The organism is Micromonospora sp. RTBAU3-60 (genome assembly GCF_054963695.1).
In genome coordinates this window covers 135538-150718 of record NZ_JBUEGB010000014.1, presented here as the reverse complement: position 1 = coordinate 150718, position 15181 = coordinate 135538, and the positions used below count along the sequence as shown (strand labels likewise).

Annotated in this window: 15 protein-coding genes; 8 read left to right on the top strand and 7 right to left on the bottom strand. The window is 73.4% G+C overall.

Features of this window, described 5'->3' with window-relative positions; translation table 11 throughout:
- Positions 1-166: 166 nt before the first annotated feature.
- The 3 genes from ACY34I_RS16770 (at position 167) to nudC (ending at position 3930) form a co-directional block, all read left to right on the top strand.
- Positions 167-1477, top strand: a complete 1311-nt coding sequence (locus ACY34I_RS16770; RefSeq protein ID WP_462755931.1) for a M16 family metallopeptidase — start codon at positions 167-169, stop codon at positions 1475-1477.
- A gap of 109 nt (positions 1478-1586) precedes the next feature.
- The gene (locus ACY34I_RS16765; protein ID WP_462755930.1) at positions 1587-2924 is read left to right on the top strand and encodes a M16 family metallopeptidase; all 1338 of its coding nucleotides are present in this window, start codon (positions 1587-1589) and stop codon (positions 2922-2924) included.
- A 61-nt stretch (positions 2925-2985) separates the two neighbouring features.
- A complete protein-coding gene (nudC, locus tag ACY34I_RS16760) occupies positions 2986-3930 on the top strand; it encodes an NAD(+) diphosphatase (protein WP_462755929.1) in 945 nt (314 codons plus the stop codon).
- A gap of 309 nt (positions 3931-4239) precedes the next feature.
- On the opposite strand, the gene ACY34I_RS16755 is transcribed toward nudC, so the two are convergent.
- The 3 genes from ACY34I_RS16755 to ACY34I_RS16745 form a co-directional block, all read right to left on the bottom strand.
- Positions 4240-4506: a hypothetical protein gene (locus tag ACY34I_RS16755; protein WP_462755928.1), complete on the bottom strand. Its 267-nt coding sequence runs from the start codon at positions 4504-4506 to the stop codon at positions 4240-4242.
- 209 nt (positions 4507-4715) lie between these two features.
- Entirely contained in the window at positions 4716-4955 is a 240-nt protein-coding gene (locus ACY34I_RS16750) for a DUF397 domain-containing protein (RefSeq protein ID WP_462755927.1), read from the bottom strand.
- Positions 4956-5027: 72 nt separating this feature from the next.
- Positions 5028-6008 (bottom strand): helix-turn-helix domain-containing protein, encoded by a 981-nt coding sequence (locus ACY34I_RS16745; protein WP_462755926.1) that lies wholly within the window; start codon positions 6006-6008, stop codon positions 5028-5030.
- 225 nt (positions 6009-6233) lie between these two features.
- On the opposite strand from ACY34I_RS16745, the gene ACY34I_RS16740 reads away from it, so the two are divergent.
- Positions 6234-7538 carry an MFS transporter gene (locus tag ACY34I_RS16740; protein WP_462755925.1) on the top strand — a complete coding sequence of 435 codons (1305 nt, stop codon included), beginning with the start codon at positions 6234-6236 and terminating at the stop codon, positions 7536-7538.
- Between the two features lie 88 nt (positions 7539-7626).
- Here the strand turns inward: ACY34I_RS16740 and ACY34I_RS16735 are convergent, their stop codons facing one another.
- Positions 7627-7869 (bottom strand): mycoredoxin, encoded by a 243-nt coding sequence (locus ACY34I_RS16735; RefSeq protein WP_462755924.1) that lies wholly within the window; start codon positions 7867-7869, stop codon positions 7627-7629.
- A gap of 91 nt (positions 7870-7960) precedes the next feature.
- Here ACY34I_RS16735 and ACY34I_RS16730 point away from each other — a divergent pair, with 91 nt between their 5' ends.
- The 3 genes from ACY34I_RS16730 to ACY34I_RS16720 all read left to right on the top strand — a co-directional run bounded on the left by ACY34I_RS16730 (position 7961) and on the right by ACY34I_RS16720 (position 10994).
- Complete coding sequence (locus ACY34I_RS16730; protein ID WP_462755923.1) at positions 7961-10114, top strand: ATP-dependent DNA helicase UvrD2; 2154 nt, start codon at positions 7961-7963, stop codon at positions 10112-10114.
- A 130-nt stretch (positions 10115-10244) separates the two neighbouring features.
- Positions 10245-10496: a hypothetical protein gene (locus ACY34I_RS16725; protein WP_462755922.1), complete on the top strand. Its 252-nt coding sequence runs from the start codon at positions 10245-10247 to the stop codon at positions 10494-10496.
- 132 nt (positions 10497-10628) lie between these two features.
- Entirely contained in the window at positions 10629-10994 is a 366-nt protein-coding gene (locus ACY34I_RS16720; protein WP_148796457.1) for a WhiB family transcriptional regulator, read from the top strand.
- A gap of 291 nt (positions 10995-11285) precedes the next feature.
- On the opposite strand, the gene ACY34I_RS16715 is transcribed toward ACY34I_RS16720, so the two are convergent.
- The 3 genes from ACY34I_RS16715 to ACY34I_RS16705 all read right to left on the bottom strand — a co-directional run bounded on the left by ACY34I_RS16715 (position 11286) and on the right by ACY34I_RS16705 (position 14123).
- A complete protein-coding gene (locus tag ACY34I_RS16715) occupies positions 11286-12632 on the bottom strand; it encodes an ABC1 kinase family protein (RefSeq protein WP_148796453.1) in 1347 nt (448 codons plus the stop codon).
- A gap of 10 nt (positions 12633-12642) precedes the next feature.
- Positions 12643-13755: a TOMM precursor leader peptide-binding protein gene (locus tag ACY34I_RS16710; RefSeq protein WP_462755921.1), complete on the bottom strand. Its 1113-nt coding sequence runs from the start codon at positions 13753-13755 to the stop codon at positions 12643-12645.
- Between the two features lie 200 nt (positions 13756-13955).
- Positions 13956-14123 (bottom strand): DUF5679 domain-containing protein, encoded by a 168-nt coding sequence (locus tag ACY34I_RS16705; protein WP_165945332.1) that lies wholly within the window; start codon positions 14121-14123, stop codon positions 13956-13958.
- Between the two features lie 523 nt (positions 14124-14646).
- Here ACY34I_RS16705 and ACY34I_RS16700 point away from each other — a divergent pair.
- Positions 14647-15177 carry a M48 metallopeptidase family protein gene (locus tag ACY34I_RS16700; protein ID WP_462755920.1) on the top strand — a complete coding sequence of 177 codons (531 nt, stop codon included), beginning with the start codon at positions 14647-14649 and terminating at the stop codon, positions 15175-15177.
- The last annotated feature ends 4 nt before the right edge of the window (positions 15178-15181 follow it).

The window sequence follows — 15181 nt, the reverse complement described above, 5'->3', positions numbered from 1 at the left end:
CGTCAAGACCCATCCACCATCCGGGACGGCTCACCTGGGAATTCTCGGCAATTCCCACCTGTTCGGTGGAGTATCTGACCCCGGACGGCCGACTGCCGGCGCGTCCGTCCGGGGCGCCGGGCCACACCGCCCGTGCGTCCGGTGCCGAGGGGCTAGATTCGATCTCGTGCCGACGCGGAGAACGAAGATCCCAGCGACGAAGTACCCGGTCGAGCGGTTCAGCCTCGACAACGGCCTGCGGGTGGTGCTCACCCCCGACCGCAGCGCCCCGGTCATCGGGGTGGCGGTGGTCTACGACGTCGGCATCCGGTCCGAGCCGGAGGGGCGTACCGGCTTCGCCCACCTCTTCGAGCACCTGATGTTCCAGGGCTCGGAGAACCTGGAGAAGCTGGCCCACTTCCGGCACGTCCAGGGCGCCGGCGGCACCTTCAACGGCTCCACCCACCTGGACTACACCGACTACTTCGAGACGCTGCCCAGCAACGCCCTGGAACGGGCGCTCTTCCTGGAGGCCGACCGGATGCGCGGCCCCCGCCTGACCGAGGAGAACCTGCGCAACCAGGTCGACGTCGTCAAGGAGGAGATCCGGGTCAACGTGCTCAACCGGCCGTACGGCGGGTTTCCCTGGCTGACCCTGCCGCCGGTGATGTTCGACACCTTCCCGAACGCGCACGACGGCTACGGCTCCTTCGACGACCTGGAGTCGGCGACCGTGGCGGACGCCGCCGACTTCTTCCGGCGCTACTACGCCAGCGGCAACGCCGTGCTGGCGGTCAGCGGCGACATCGACGTGACCGAGGCGACGGAGCTGATCGAGCGGCACTTCGGGGACGTGCCGGCCCGCCCCGCCCCGGCGCGGCCCGACTTCGCCGAGCCCGACCTGACCGCCGAGCGGCGCCGGTCGTACACCGACAAGCTGGCCCCGCTGCCCGCGGTGGCCGGGGCCTGGCGGGTGCCCGACCCGCTGACCGACTTCACCGGCTACCTGCCGTACGTGGTGCTCGCCGAGGTGCTCACCGACGGGGACGCGTCCCGGCTGGTCGAACGGCTGGTCCAGCGGGACCGCACGGTCACCAGCCTCGGCGGCTACCTCGGCTTCATGGGCGACCCGTTCGACGTACGCGACCCCACCGCGCTGCTGCTCCAGGCCCACCTGCCGCCCGGCGGCGACGTGGACAAGGTGCTGCGCACCATCGACGAGGAGTTGGACCGGCTCGCCACCGACGGGCTGACCGACGGGGAACTGGCCCGCACCCAGGCCAGGATGGCCACCCACCTGCTGCGGGACACCGACGCGGTGCTCGGCCGGGCGCTGCGGATGGCCGTCCTCGAACAGCAACGCGGCGAGCCGGGCCTGCTCAACGAGCTGCCCCGGCTGGTCGGCGAGGTCACCGAGGAACAGGTGGTCGCCGCCGCCGCCACCCTGCGGCCGGAGCGCCGCGCGTCCATCGAGGTCATCGCCGGAGGTGCCCGATGAGCGCGAGGAGTGGTTCGCGAGCCCCGCAGTCGCGAACGGAGGAGGTACCGGTGAGCGCGAGGAGTGAGCCGGGTTTGCGAGCCGCGCAGTCGCGAACGGAGGAGGTCCAGTGACGGCAACCGTGGAGACCGGGACGCGGCCGCTGCCGCCGCTCGGCCCCAACCGCAGGCTCAAGGTGCCGAAGCAGGCCGAGCGCACGCTCGCCAACGGGCTCACCGTGATCGCCGTACGCCGGAACGCGGTCCCGCTGGTCGAGCTGCGGCTCTGGATGCCGGCCGGGCGTACCCACCTGGCCCGGGGCGCGATGCTGGCCCAGACCATCCTCGCCGGCACGCCGACCCTCAGCGCGACGCAGATCGCCGCCGAGCTGCAGAAGGTCGGCGGCGCACTGTCCGCCGGGCTCGACCCCGACCGGCTGATGCTCTCCGGGGCGAGCCTGGGCACCGGCCTGGACCGGATGCTGGAGATCCTCGCCGACGTGCTCACCGGGGCCACCTACCCGGGCGACTGGGTGGAGACCGAGCGGGACCGGCTGGTCGACCGGATCCAGGTCGCCCAGAGCCAGCCCGCCCACCTGGCCCGGACCGCGCTGCTCAAGCGGATCTACGGCCGGCACCCGTACGCGGTCCAGACCCCGGAGCCCGACCAGGTGCGCGCGGTACGCCCGCCGGCCCTGCGGCGGTTGCACGCCGAACGCGTGCACCCGGCCGGCGCGGTGCTGGTGCTGGTCGGCGACGTGCAGCCGGAGCGGGCCGTGGACGCCGCCGAGAAGGCGCTCTCCGGGTGGAACGGCGCCGGGCACGCCGAGGAGCTGCCGCCGGCCCCGCCGCTGGAGCCGGGCCCGCTGCTGCTGGTCGACCGGCCCGGTTCGGTCCAGTCCTCGCTGCGGATCGCCCTGCCCGCGGTGCCCCGCACCCATCCGGACCACGCCGCGCTGCAACTGGCCAACCTGCTCTTCGGCGGCTACTTCTCCTCCCGCTGGGTGGAGAACATCCGCGAGGACAAGGGCTACACGTACGGGCCCCACTCGCTGGTCGAGCACTCGGTGGCCGGGTCGGTGCTGATCGCCGCCGCCGAGGTGGCCACCGAGGTGACCGCCCCCGCTCTGCTGGAGACCACGTACGAGCTGGGCCGGCTGGCCGCGCTGCCGCCGAAGCCCGAGGAGCTGGAGCAGGCCCGCCAGTACGCGCTCGGCACGCTCCAGCTCGGCATGTCCACCCAGACCGGGCTGGCGTCGCTGACCAGCGCGTACGCCGGCAACGGGCTGCGCCTGGACTTCCTCGCCGAGCACGCGTCCCGGCTCGCCAGGGCGACCGTGGACGACGTGGCCGAGGCGGCGGCCCGCTACCTCGCCCCGGCGAAGGCGGTCACCGTCGTGCTCGGTGACGCCGAGCGGATCGCGGATTCGCTGGCCACGCTCGGTCCGGTGCGGACGGAGGCGGCGTGAGCGAGCGAACCAGTTGGCTCAGCACCGTGGCGGGTCGCGCCGCCGGCGAGCGGAGCGAGGCGTGACCGGCGAGCCCGCCCCACCGCTGGCCCGGTCCACGCTGGACCGGGCGGCGCACCGGCGTACCGACCCGGACTGGCTCGCCGAGGCGTGGGAGCGGGCCCGGGTGCTGGTGCTGGACTCGGCCGACGACGGGCGCGCCCTGGTCCGCGGCACGGCGGCACCGCCGGAGCTGGTGCTGGTCGGCCCCGCCGAGCTGCCCGAGGTGCCCCGGTCGGTGCCGATGTTCCTCGGCGTCGAGCCCGACGGCGTACCGGTCTTCGCGGTGGACGCGCCGCTGCCGGAGCTGCCGGGCACCCGGCGGGTTAACCTGCGCGAGGTGGGGCATCTCCTGGCCGACCGGGACGCGGGCCTCTTCACCACCGCGCTGGCCCTGCTGAACTGGCACGTCCGGCACGGCTACTCGTCGGTCACCGGGCACCCGACGCAGGTCGACGAGGCCGGCTGGTCCCGGGTCGACCCGGGCGGCGACCGGGTCTGGCCGCGTACCGACCCGGCCATGATCGTGCTGGTCCACGACGGGGTGGCCGGCCCGGAGGGGCGGTGCCTGCTCGGCAACAACGCCACCTGGGCGCGTACCCCCGGCGAGCGCCGTTTCTCCTGCCTGGCCGGCTATGTGGAGCCCGGGGAATCGGCCGAGGCCGCCGTGCTCCGCGAGGTCCGCGAGGAGGTCGGCGTCGGGGTCGAGGAGATCGCGTACGCGGGCAGCCAGGCCTGGCCGTTCCCCGGCTCGCTGATGCTCGGCTTCCTGGCCCGCGCCGACGCCGACGAGCAGATCCGGGTGGACCCGGCCGAGATCGCCTACGCCCGCTGGTTCACCCGCCGGGAGATCGGCGCCGCGCTGGCCGGGGAGGCGGTCGACGTCGACGGCCACCGGCTGGCCCTTCCGCCACCCTCCTCCATCGCCCTGTTCCTGATCCACCGCTGGCTCGACGGCCACTGCTGACTGGCCGGGCCGACGGGATCTGACCGACCGGGTGGGGCGCCGCCACTTCGCCGACATGGCGGGGTTGCGGCGAGCGGGGCACCGCCACTTCGCCGAAGTGGCGTTGCTCACCGGCGACCGGCGACCGGCGACCGGCGACCGGCGACCGGCGACCGGCGACCGGCGACCGGCGACCGGCGGGGGCCGGACACGGTCCCGGCCCGTGGCCGTCGTTGCCGCGGCGGTCACGGGCCGGGAACACGGGCCGTCGTGGCCGGGTGAGGCAAGGAACGCGGCGGGGGAGCCGGTCCGACCACGACGGACGTCAGGTCACGTCCGGTTGATGTACCACGGGCCCGGGTCGGGGTCCTCGATCGGGAGCACCTTCACCCGGTGCCGGCCGGCACGTACCGCTCCGACGGACGCCAGCGCCCGGGCCAGCAGCAGGGCGGCGTCCCGGTCCTCGGCGTGGACGACCTGGCGGCGCGGCTCCGGCGCGGTGGTCTCGTCCCGCAGCCGGCCACCGTCGGCCCAGACGGCCGCGATGTCGGTGTCGGCGGCGGCTCGGATCTCGGTGCGGACGATCAGGAACCGCATGGCTGTCCCCCGGTACGGACGGACGGATACGCGATGGAACTTCCACGTCACTCAATCGAGATGTTACGCCTCGTGGTCGTCCCAGCAAGTGAACTCGACCGTCCTTCGCGCGCCCCGACCGATCGGGTGACCCCGGTCGGCACGGTTGTCGGGATGGGCAGGGGAAGGGGCCGCCGGCGCCACGCCGACGGCCCCGGTCACTCAGCTAATCAGTTCAGCGAGAACTGCCCGTTCTTCGCGCCGGCGATGAAGCCGAGCCAGCCGGCCCGGTTGAAAAGCAGCACCGGACCGCTCCGGTCCTTGCTGTCCCGCAGTGCCACCGCCGCCGGCCCGGTACGCAGCGGCGCGACCTCCACGCAGTTCGAGGTCTGGCTCCGGGTGCTCTTGCGCCAGGCGGCGCCGGCGAGTTGCGGCGCGAGGTCGGACGAGTTGTTGCGGATCTCGTTCATGGTTCTGCTCCTGGTCTGGAGTGCTCCGATGGGGACGAGTGACGCCGCAGGCCGGACGGCGCTCCCCGTGGATCACCGGTCCGTCGCCAGACGCCCCGAGTCGCGGCGGCGCTGGGCCGGCGCCGTTGCCGGCCCGTGCGCCACTGTGGACCCGGCCGCCGTGTCGGTCAGCCGTCCCGTCGCCTCGATGAGCCAGGAGAGGGTGTCCGATGCGGAGAGCGCCGCCGAGCATAGCCACTCGAACACCACTTTATAGCGATTTAGGGTGTTTGCCTCGGTCGACATGACGTCGGTGAACCCGCCTTCGATGGCCAGCGTCTCCGGATCGAGCGGATCGGCGAACCGGTAGACCGAGAAGGCGGTCGGCGGCAGGTACCAGTCACCGACCCGGGTGTCGCGCAGCAGCAGATGCAGCGTCACGTTCGGCAGCATGGCCAGCTCACAGAGGTGGACGATCTGCTCGTGCAGCACCTCGGGTGGACCGGCCCGGCGGCCGAGCGCGGCCTCCTCCAGCACGGCCGTGTAGCGGGGCGCGTCGGGCGAGCGGGTGAGCAGCGACTGACGGGCCTGCCGGGCGCGTACCTGGGTCTCCGGGTCCTCGACGTCCGGGTCGCCGGCCTCCTCCGCCACCTGGGCCGCCGAGCGGATCCGGTGCCGGGCGTACCCGGGGGTCTGCAGCAGGCCGGGGACCAGCACCGGGTTGTACTCGGAGATCTCCGCGCAGCCCGCCTCCAGCTCGGCGAAGCCGCGCTGCTGCTGGGTCATCACCGGGAAGTTCCGTAGCCAGCCGCGCATGTCGCCGGCCTCCTGGGTGATCCCCAGCAGCTCCTCGCGCAGCTCGTCGGTCGCGCCGTAGAGGGCCAGCAGGACGTCGACGTCGTCCGGGTCGGGGCGGCTGCGCCCGTTCTCCAGGCGGGACAGCTTGGACGCGGACGCCCAGCCGATCCGCTCGATGACCTGGTCGCCGGTGAGGCCGGCCTGCTCACGCAGCCGGCGCAGCTCGGTGCCGAGCCTGCGACGGCGCAGGATCGGGCCTGGTGCGGCAGGAGGCACGGTGTCCTCTTTCCGTCGACCGCCGCGAGAAGCGACGGTAACTGTATGGAATTCGCCCCCCACGGTCAGTATGGACGGCGCGGCCGGTGTCGGAGGTCCCGGCGGGGGCGTGTCTTGCGACAAAAAGAGGACCGTGGAGGTGGTCCGACCGGTCCGGACGAGGCCGTTCCGGACCCGGCACCGCCCCGTCGCGCCTCCGGGCGCACCCCCGCCGGAGGGAACCTGATGCGCACCGTCCTGGGCCGCCCCGACTTCCGCCTGCTCTTCGCCGCCGTGCTGGCCAGCATGGCGGCCGAGTCGATCCTGCTGCTGGCCCTCGCCGTCTGGGTGAAGGACCTGACCGGATCGGACGGCATGGCCGGGGCGACCATCTTCGCGATCATCGCCCCGATGACGCTGGCGCCGCTGGTCGGCTGGGTCGTCGACCGGTACCGTCGCCGGCCCTTCTTCGTGGCCGCCAACCTGGGGACGGCCGTGCTGCTCAGCCCGCTCTTCGCGGTCCGGGACCGCGGCGACGTGTGGCTCATCTACGTGGTGGCGGCGCTCTACGGCCTGTCGTACATCACGTTGACCGCGGTGCTGAGCGGGCTGATCCGGCACCTCGTGCCGAGCGAACTGCTGGCCGACGCGAACGCGGTGCTGCAGACCGTCCGGCAGGGCCTCCGGCTGGTCGGCCCCCTGGCCGGGGCCGGACTGTACGCCGCGGTCGGCGGCTGGCTGCTGACCGCCCTCGCCATGACCGGCTTCCTGACCGCCGCGGCCGTGGTCGGCCTGCTCCGGGTCACCGAGAGCACCCCGTCCGGGGCCGGCCTGCGCTGGCCGGCCGAGTTGAGCGCCGGGCTGCGGCACCTGGCCGGTGAGCCGGCGCTGCGCCGGGCCCTGCTCGGCTACGGGCTGGGCTCGCTGGTGATGGGCTTCACCGAGTCGCTGATCTTCGCGTACGTGGACCAGGGGCTGCGCCGGGACGCCGCGTTCGTCGGCGTGCTCGTCACCGTGCAGGGGATCGGCGGGCTGGTCGGCGGGCTCTTCTCGGCAACGGTGGTGCGCCGGACCGGCGAGGTGGGGACACTCGCCGCCGGGGTGATCTTCTTCGGCCCGGCCGCGCTGGCGCTGGCGTACCCGCGGCTCTGGCTGGGTGTGGTGGCGCTGCTGCTGGCCGGGATGTCGCTGCCGCTGACCATGGTCGGGCTCAACACGCTGGTCCAACGGCGTACCCCGCCGGGGCTGCTCGGCCGGGTCGCCGCCACCTCGGAGGCGCTGGTCAGCGGCCCGCAGGCGGTCTCCATCGGCGCCGGCGCCCTGCTCGTCGGCGTCCTCGACTACCGCCTGCTCTTCGCCCTGGTCGGGATGATCACCACGCTCGCCGGCGGCTACCTCTGGCAGGGCCGCCACCTGACCCCACCCCCACACCCCCGCCCCCGCATCCCCGCCCCCCGCCGCCCGGTGGCGGCCACCGCCCTCCCGCCCGCCCCGCCCACCGCCGTTGATCATGAAGTTGTTGTCGCGACACGCCGACGACGAGGGCAATAACTTCATGATCATCGGGGAGGGGGCGGGTAGAGACGGGAAGAGCGGCGCGCCCGGGTGGGGCGGCCGCTCTTCGGAAGGTGCTGGTGGGTCAGGCCGAGAGGGTGGCGAGGTGCTGCTTGACCTGGGTGATCGAGGGGTTGGTGAGGGCGCTGCCGTCGGCGAAGCGCAGGGTCGGGACGGTCTGGTTGCCGCCGTTGACGCTCATCACGAACTCCGCGGCCTTCGCGTCCTGCTCGATGTCGACCACCTCGTATGCGATGCCCTCCCGGTCGAGCTGCGACTTCAGCCGGTGGCAGTAGCCGCACCACGGGGTGGAATACATCGTCAACATGGTCAGGTCCTCCAAGGGGTGGCTCGCGCCCGGTCCGATCAGGCCAGGCTAACCGCTGCAACATCGCGGAGGGCTGCAATGATTCCTGGCTGTGGCGGTTCACTCAGCGGCGGAACGGGTGCTGGCCGGGCTGGATCCGGAGCAGCGGGCCGCGGTGACCGCCCCGGCCGGCCCGGTCTGCATTTTGGCCGGCGCGGGCACCGGCAAGACCCGGGCGGTGACCTCCCGGATCGCCCACCGCGCGCTGACCGGTGACATCTCCGCCCGGCACGTGCTGGCGGTCACCTTCACCGCCCGCGCCGCCGCCGAGATGCGGGCCCGGCTCACCGCGCTGGGCGTCGGCGGGGTGCAGGCCCGCACCTTCCACGCGGCGGCGCTGCGCCAGGTCCGCTACTTCGCCCCCCGGCTGCTCGAGGGGCGCGCCATGCCGGAGCTGATGGAGAGCAAGGTCCGGGTGGTCACCCTGGCCGCCGCCAAGGTCGGCCTGCGCGCCGATCGGGCCGCCGCCCGCGACCTCGCCGGTGAGATCGAGTGGGCCAAGTCGTCCCTGGTCGAGCCGGGCGAGTACGTGGTGGCCGCGGCCAAGGCGCTGCGCGAGACCCCGTACGAGCCGGCGAAGGTGGCCGAGGTGTTCGCCGCGTACGAGCGGCTCAAGCGCGGCAACGGGGTGATCGACTTCGAGGACCTGCTGCGCGCCGCGGTGTGGGGGATCGAGGAGCACGCCGACGTCGCCGAGCAGGTACGCGGCCAGTACCGGCACTTCGTCGTCGACGAGTACCAGGACGTCAACCCGCTCCAGCAGCGGCTGCTGGAGGCGTGGCTCGGCGGCCGGGACGACCTCACCGTGGTCGGCGACGCCAGCCAGACCATCTACTCCTTCACCGGGGCGACCTCGTCGTACCTGGTCGACTTCCCGCGCCGCCACCGCACCGCCACGGTGGTCCGGCTGGTCCGCGACTACCGCTCCACACCGCAGGTGGTCGGGCTGGCCAACGCGGTGATCTCGCAGGCCCGGGGCACCGAGGCCCGGCTGCGGCTGGAGCTGCACGGCCAGCGCCCGCCCGGCCCCGAACCCGAGTTGCGGATCTTCACCGACGAGCCGGCGGAGGCCAACGCGGTCGCCGCCCGCTGCCGGGTGCTGATCGACGGCGGCACGCCGGCCCGGGAGATCGCCGTGCTGTTCCGCACCAACGCGCAGTCCGAGGCGTACGAGAAGGCGCTCACCGAGGCGCAGGTGCCGTACGTGGTGCAGGGGGCGGAGCGGTTCTTCGAGCGGCCCGAGGTGCGGCAGGCGATGGTGGCGTTGCGCGCCGCCACCCGGTCGATCCCGGGGGAGACCCCGGTGCCGGCCGCCGTGGTGGAGGCGCTCGCCGCGGTCGGCTGGGCGCCCGACGCGCCCCCGGCCGGCGGCGCCGCGCGCGAGCGGTGGGAGGCGCTCGCCGCCCTGGTCCAGCTCGCCGAGGAGTACGCGGCGACGCCCGAGGTGGTGCCGATCGGCGAGGCGGCCGCGATCGAGCGCCGGGTGACGTTGAGCGACTTCAACGACGAACTGGCGCGGCGGGCCGCGCAGCAGCACGTACCCACGGTGGAGGGGGTGACGCTGGCCTCGCTGCACTCCGCCAAGGGCCTGGAGTGGGACGCCGTCTTCCTGGTCGGCCTCGCCGAGGGCACCCTCCCCACCACCTACGCGAAGACCCCGGAGCAGGTCGAGGAGGAGCGGCGGCTGCTCTACGTCGGGATCACCCGGGCCCGGGAGTGGCTGTGGCTGTCGTACGCCGCGGCCCGCTCGCCGGGTGGCCGGGCCCGGCGGCCCTGCCGGTTCCTGCCGCAGCTCGACCGCTCGGGGGGTACCGAGCGGGCCGGCGCCGGCGCGGTCCGGCGTACCGAGCGGCGGCGTCCCCAGGTGGTCTCCTGCCGGATCTGCGGCGCCACCCTGCTCGCCGGGGCGGACCGCAAGCTGGGGCGCTGCCCGACGTGCCCGTCCGACCTGGACGAGGAGCTGTACGCACGGCTGCGCGAGTGGCGGCAGCGGGTGGCCGAGGCGCAGAAGGTGCCGGCGTACGTCGTCTTCACCGACGCCACGCTCACCGCGCTGGCCGAGCGGAGGCCGGGGCGCAGCGAGGAACTGATCGCGATCGCCGGGATCGGCCCCCGCAAACTGGGACTTTACGGTGATACGGTGCTGGCCCTGGTGGGGGGCGCGACGGTGGACGACGTCTGCCCGCAGAAAAGTTTCGAAATCTAGCCGTAAATCGTTTGCCCTCGCACCGAGGCGAGGAATAGCCTCAGGACACACCTCGCGAGCGGCGCCATTCCGGCTGCTCACGGGGGATGAGTCCATGGTCGGCACGAGGAAAGTCAGGGAGGTGGCATCAATGGAGACCTACATCTACGAGCGTCCGCTGGCGATGCCAGCTGCCTGCGCTCCGCTGTCGGCTGTCCGGGTGGCCCTTGCCGCTCGACCGTCGGTCCCGCAGGTGCACCAGGTCCAGGTTCAGGCCGAGCTGAACCTGACCGTGGCGCCGCTGGCGGGGATCGAGGGGACCAGTGGCTTCACGGGCATGGGCATCGGCGTCAACAAGCGCACGGATGTCCGCGGTGTTCCACCTCGAGGTAGACCGGTCTGATCCACCAGACCACCGGCTCACCTCGAGGCCGCGGAACCCGCACACCGGGATCCGCGGCCTCAGTGTTTTTGCACCGCAAGTACGTCGGAAATGCGATCCACGAGATCGAAGTGAGAGAGAGGTGACCGGAGGATGAGTCTGGCGTTGGCCCCGCTCGACGTGAGCGTCGAGGTGGAGGCGAACCTGCCCTGCCGGAAGTTCGACCCCGACCTGTGGTTCTCCGACTCGCCTGCCGAGCTCGAGCTGGCCAAGTCGCTCTGCGGGGACTGCCCGCTGCGCGTCGAGTGCCTCGCCGGCGCGGTGGAGCGGGCCGAGCCCTGGGGCGTCTGGGGCGGCGAGATCTTCGAGCGTGGCGCGGTCGTCCCGCGCAAGCGGCCCCGTGGCCGTCCGCGCAAGGAGGACCTCGCCCGCGACGCGCAGCTCCGGGTCGAGGCCGAGGCGCGACTGGCGGCCAGTGGGCTGTCCGAGTCGCGCAACGCGGTCCGGCTGGCGGCCTGACACACCCCGTTCCAACGTCCCGCCGGTGAGCCCACCGGCCGCGAGAAAGTCGAAACCGATGCTGCACCTGCCGAACGGAACCGAGATGCAACTACTTCACGAAGCGTTGTCCCGGGCTCGAATGCCCCGGCCTCAGGCCGGTCGCACCACCACGAGCACTGAGGCAACCCGTTCCGCCCGTACCGTCGCGATGAAGAGCCGGCGCCAGTCGGCTCGCGACCTGGGCGCTCTCTAGATCACTACCCACACACACGGGGGCGGCGGCCGGATGGCCGCCGCCCCCGTGGCACGTCAGCCCACCGGGGCGAAGCCGGGCAGCCAGCGCTCCAGGATCGCCCGGTAGGGGGCCTTCGCCTCCAGCTGGCAGAGCACCCCGATCGAGCCCAGCGTGACTCGGTGGATCATCAGGTACGACGGGGGCAGGTTGAGCTGGCGGCTGAGCTGGTAGGCCGGCGACCGGGGGTTGGCCAGGCGGGCCGCCTCGGACCGCAGCCAGGCCCGGGTGAACCGGAACTCCTCGGCGGCGATCGGCTCCAGCATCGGGCGGAGGAAGTCCAGCACCGCCTCGGCGTCGATCGGCTCGGTGGGGCTGACGAAGCCCTCCTTCCGCAGGCCGGCCACCACCGCCTCCGCGTCGCCGCGCAACGACAGCGCGGCGATCCGGCCGATCGGCTCGGGGGTGCCCTCCGGCATCCGGGCCACCGCGCCGAAGTCGATCACGCCGAGCCGGCCGTCCGGGAGCAGCCGGAAGTTGCCCGGGTGCGGGTCGGCGTGCAGCAGCCCAGCCCGCATCGGCGCGGACAGGTGCAGCTCGGCCATCAGCCGCCCCGCCTCGTCGCGCTGCTCCTCGGTGCCCTCCCGGATGATCTCCGCCAGCGGCGTGCCCTCGACCCATTCGGTGATCAGAACCCGGGGCGAGGCGTCCAGCACCTCGGGGATATAGATGTCCGGGTCGTCGGCGTACGCGGCGGCGAAGGCGCGCTGCGACTCGGCCTCCAGCTCGTAGTCCAGCTCCTCGGTGATCCGCTCCCGCAGCTCGACCAGGAGCGGCTTGACGTCCAGCCCGGGCTGGATCGCGCGGAACATGCCGCCCAGCCGGGAGAGCTGCTTCAGGTCGGCGAGCAGGGCGTCGCCGGCGCCCGGGTACTGGATCTTCACGGCCACGTCCCGGTGGTTCGGGGCGCCGTTCGGGCCGTACCCCGGGTCCCGCCAGACCGCGCGGTGCACCTGGCCGATGCTGGCCGCGGCGGCCGGGGTGTCGTTGAACTCCACGAACCGGTCCCGCCAGTCCGGGCCGAGCTGCTCGACGAGGACCTTGTGCACGGTGGCCGCGGGCAGCGGCGGGGCGGCCTCCTGGAGCTTGGTGAGCGCCTGCCGGTAGGGGCCGGCGATCTCCTCCGGCAGCGCCGCCTCGAAGACCGACAGGGCCTGGCCGAACTTCATCGCCCCGCCCTTGAGCTGCCCGAGCACGCTGAACAACTGCTCGGCGGTGCGCTGCTGGATCTCGGCGGAGATGACCTCGGAGGCGAGCCCGGTGACCCGCTTGCCCATGCCGAGGACGGTCCGGCCGGCGAAGCCGAGCGGCAGGGCGGCGAGCTTGGCGGTCCGGGACACGGCCCGGCGCGGGATGTCGGTCACCCGGTCATTGTTACCGACTCGGAGGGCCCGCTGCTGCTACGAAGCCCGGACCGGTGGGCCTGACCCGGATCGGGCGACGCCCGGAGCAACCGCAGGACGGGTGCGGCGGCCACTGCCGGCGGCGGATTCGGCCCGCCCCGGCGACCTCGACGGCACAACCGAGGGTCTCCGGGGTGCCGCCGTCGAGGTGGGCCAGCGCCTCCGCCGCCGCGTACGCCACCGCCGCGAGCCGGGTGGTCGCGGCGCAGGCCCGTTCGGCGTCGTCGGCGGCGAGCTGGGCGGCGAGCGTGGGCCAGTCCGGGTCGCGGTCCACCCGGTGCAGGTCGAGGCAGTTCAGGCAGGGACCGACCGGCGGCCGGACCAGCGGGCCGATCACCGGCACGCCGCCCCGCAGGTCGACCACGAGGTGGGGCTGGCGGCGCTGGGCGTACCCGGTGGCCAGCAGGGCCGCCGGCCGGTCCGTGCCGAGCTGGACCACCAGGTCGACGCGGCCCCGGCGGAGCGGCCCGGTCTCCGTACCCGGGGCGGACCGGCCCAGCTCGGCGCGGACCGCCGCGGCCAGCGGCCGGCCCACCTCCGCGGCGGCCAGGCCGGTCCCGACCAGGTCGCCCGGGCGGACCGGACCGGGCAGCTCGGGTACGACGTGCCCGACGCCGGCCTGCGCCAGCGCGACCGCGATCGCGGCACCGAGCCGGCCGGCGCCGGTGACCAGCACGCGCGCCGCCCGGCGGCGACGCAGCACCTGGGCCGGGGTGCCGGGCAGGGCGGGGGTGGCCAGCGCCAGGGCGTCGGCCTCTCCGGCGAGCCGGGTCCGGACCGGCCCGGCGAGCTCCCGGGGGAGCAGGCTCTGCGCCGGTACGACGAGACCGGCGGCCCGCAGCGTGTCGAGCAGGACGCGGGCCTCGTCGGGCGCGACCCGCGCCGTGGCCGCGTACGCGAGGACGGCACGTTCGCTCCGGGTGCCGTCCAGCAGGTCGAGCAGGCGGGCGGCGCGGGGGTTCGTCACCTCGAGCAGGACGGCCCGGCCGGGCTCGATCCCGAGCTGGAGGGTGTGCCGGTCCCGCCAGAGGCGGGCCAGGCCCGGCAGAAGGGTGGGACGGGCGAGGGGTGTCGGGTCGGCCATGCCACGAATCGTGACCGTGTCCGCGCGCTCCGTCGATCGTTGTCCACAGGTGCGCCGGGCCTTGGCCAGGGTTGTCCACAGAAAAAGGCGGCTTTTCCACAACTCGGCGGTAACCGGTGTCGCTCAGCCGACAGTAGGGATCGAACGGACGCGGGGAGGGGTGGCCGTCGGCCACCCCTCCCCGCGTCGATCCGTACCGGTCAGACCTTGGCCTTGCCCAGGATGCGGTTCACTGTTGTGCCGCACACCGGGCACTTGCCCTTGGCCATGTTCATACCGGTCTTGGAGACCTCGATGCGCCCCTCGAAGTCCCGCTTCTCCTTGCACTTGACGCAGTAACCGTTGTAGGTCTGGGCCTGGTCGGCCACGGTAGCCCCTCCTCGTCTCGTCCGCCGGACACGCCGTCCCGGCGGTTCCCCGCGGCGGGCCACGCGGGGCACCGGCGCTGGGTCGTTCTCTGCGGCCACGCTCGTGACCGCTGGTTGGCGGACCCTACCCAGGTCTGGGCGGTTCCATGTCAGCTCAGCATCGACACTGTGAGCTAGTCGACGTCGAGAGTGTGCATGCCGAGCCACGTCGGATAAGTCAGTTCCGCAGGGACACGCCGGTCAAATGCCCTCAGATCGCCCTTCGAGCCGCCCCGACGCGACGTGCGTCCGTAGATCACTTAACGTGTGCGGGGCGGGCAGGTGACGGGCGGGGGGCCCGGCGGGGCCGCCACGAAGGGTAACCGGGCACGGTTCCGGGGCTGCCGCAAAGATTTTTTTTGGGACGCTGGGCGACCAACCACCATTTTCCGGGCGCGTGTCATCGGGTTGACTCTTGCGGACTCCTGGTCATTACGCATTAGCTTGCTGTCGTGACAGTCATCCGAGGCTGCGCGGGCCAGTGATGGCCGGGACGCGGAAGCCCGTCGTCGAGGTACGGCGCAGTCAGCGCCGGCGACGGACGGTGTCCGCGTACCGGGACGGGGAGCGCGTCGTGGTGCTCATCCCCGACCAGTTCTCGCGCGCCGAGGAGAGCGAGTGGGTCGACCGGATGCTGGCCCGGCTCGCCGCCCGGGAGGGCCGGCTCGCCCGCTCCGACGCCGAGCTGCTCGCCCGGGCCACCCGGCTGATCAACCTCTACCTGCCCGAGTACGGCGCCGCCGCCTCGCCGGCCAGTGTCCGCTGGGTCACCAACCAGAACGGCCGCTGGGGCTCCTGCACCCCCGCTGATCGCACCATCCGGATCTCCCACCGACTCCAGGACATGCCCGAGTGGGTGATCGACTACGTGCTCCTGCACGAGCTGGCGCACCTGATCGTGCCCAGCCACAACGCCCAGTTCTGGGCCCTGGTGGGCCGGTATCCGAAGACCGAGCGGGCCCGGGGCTACCTGGAAGGCGTCGCCTCGGCCTCCGGCCTCCCCCTCGCCGACTGAACCC

Excerpts from the sequence above, each read along its gene's own strand:
- ACY34I_RS16755 (WP_462755928.1), bottom strand. The coding sequence starts at position 4,506 with ATGCGGTTCCTGATCGTCCGCACCGAGATCCGAGCCGCCGCCGACACC.
- ACY34I_RS16750 (WP_462755927.1), bottom strand. The coding sequence starts at position 4,955 with ATGAACGAGATCCGCAACAACTCGTCCGACCTCGCGCCGCAACTCGCC.
- ACY34I_RS16740 (WP_462755925.1), top strand. The coding sequence starts at position 6,234 with ATGCGCACCGTCCTGGGCCGCCCCGACTTCCGCCTGCTCTTCGCCGCC.
- ACY34I_RS16735 (WP_462755924.1), bottom strand. The coding sequence starts at position 7,869 with ATGTTGACGATGTATTCCACCCCGTGGTGCGGCTACTGCCACCGGCTG.
- ACY34I_RS16725 (WP_462755922.1), top strand. The coding sequence starts at position 10,245 with ATGGAGACCTACATCTACGAGCGTCCGCTGGCGATGCCAGCTGCCTGC.
- ACY34I_RS16720 (WP_148796457.1), top strand. The coding sequence starts at position 10,629 with ATGAGTCTGGCGTTGGCCCCGCTCGACGTGAGCGTCGAGGTGGAGGCG.
- ACY34I_RS16710 (WP_462755921.1), bottom strand. The coding sequence starts at position 13,755 with ATGGCCGACCCGACACCCCTCGCCCGTCCCACCCTTCTGCCGGGCCTG.
- ACY34I_RS16700 (WP_462755920.1), top strand. The coding sequence starts at position 14,647 with ATGGCCGGGACGCGGAAGCCCGTCGTCGAGGTACGGCGCAGTCAGCGC.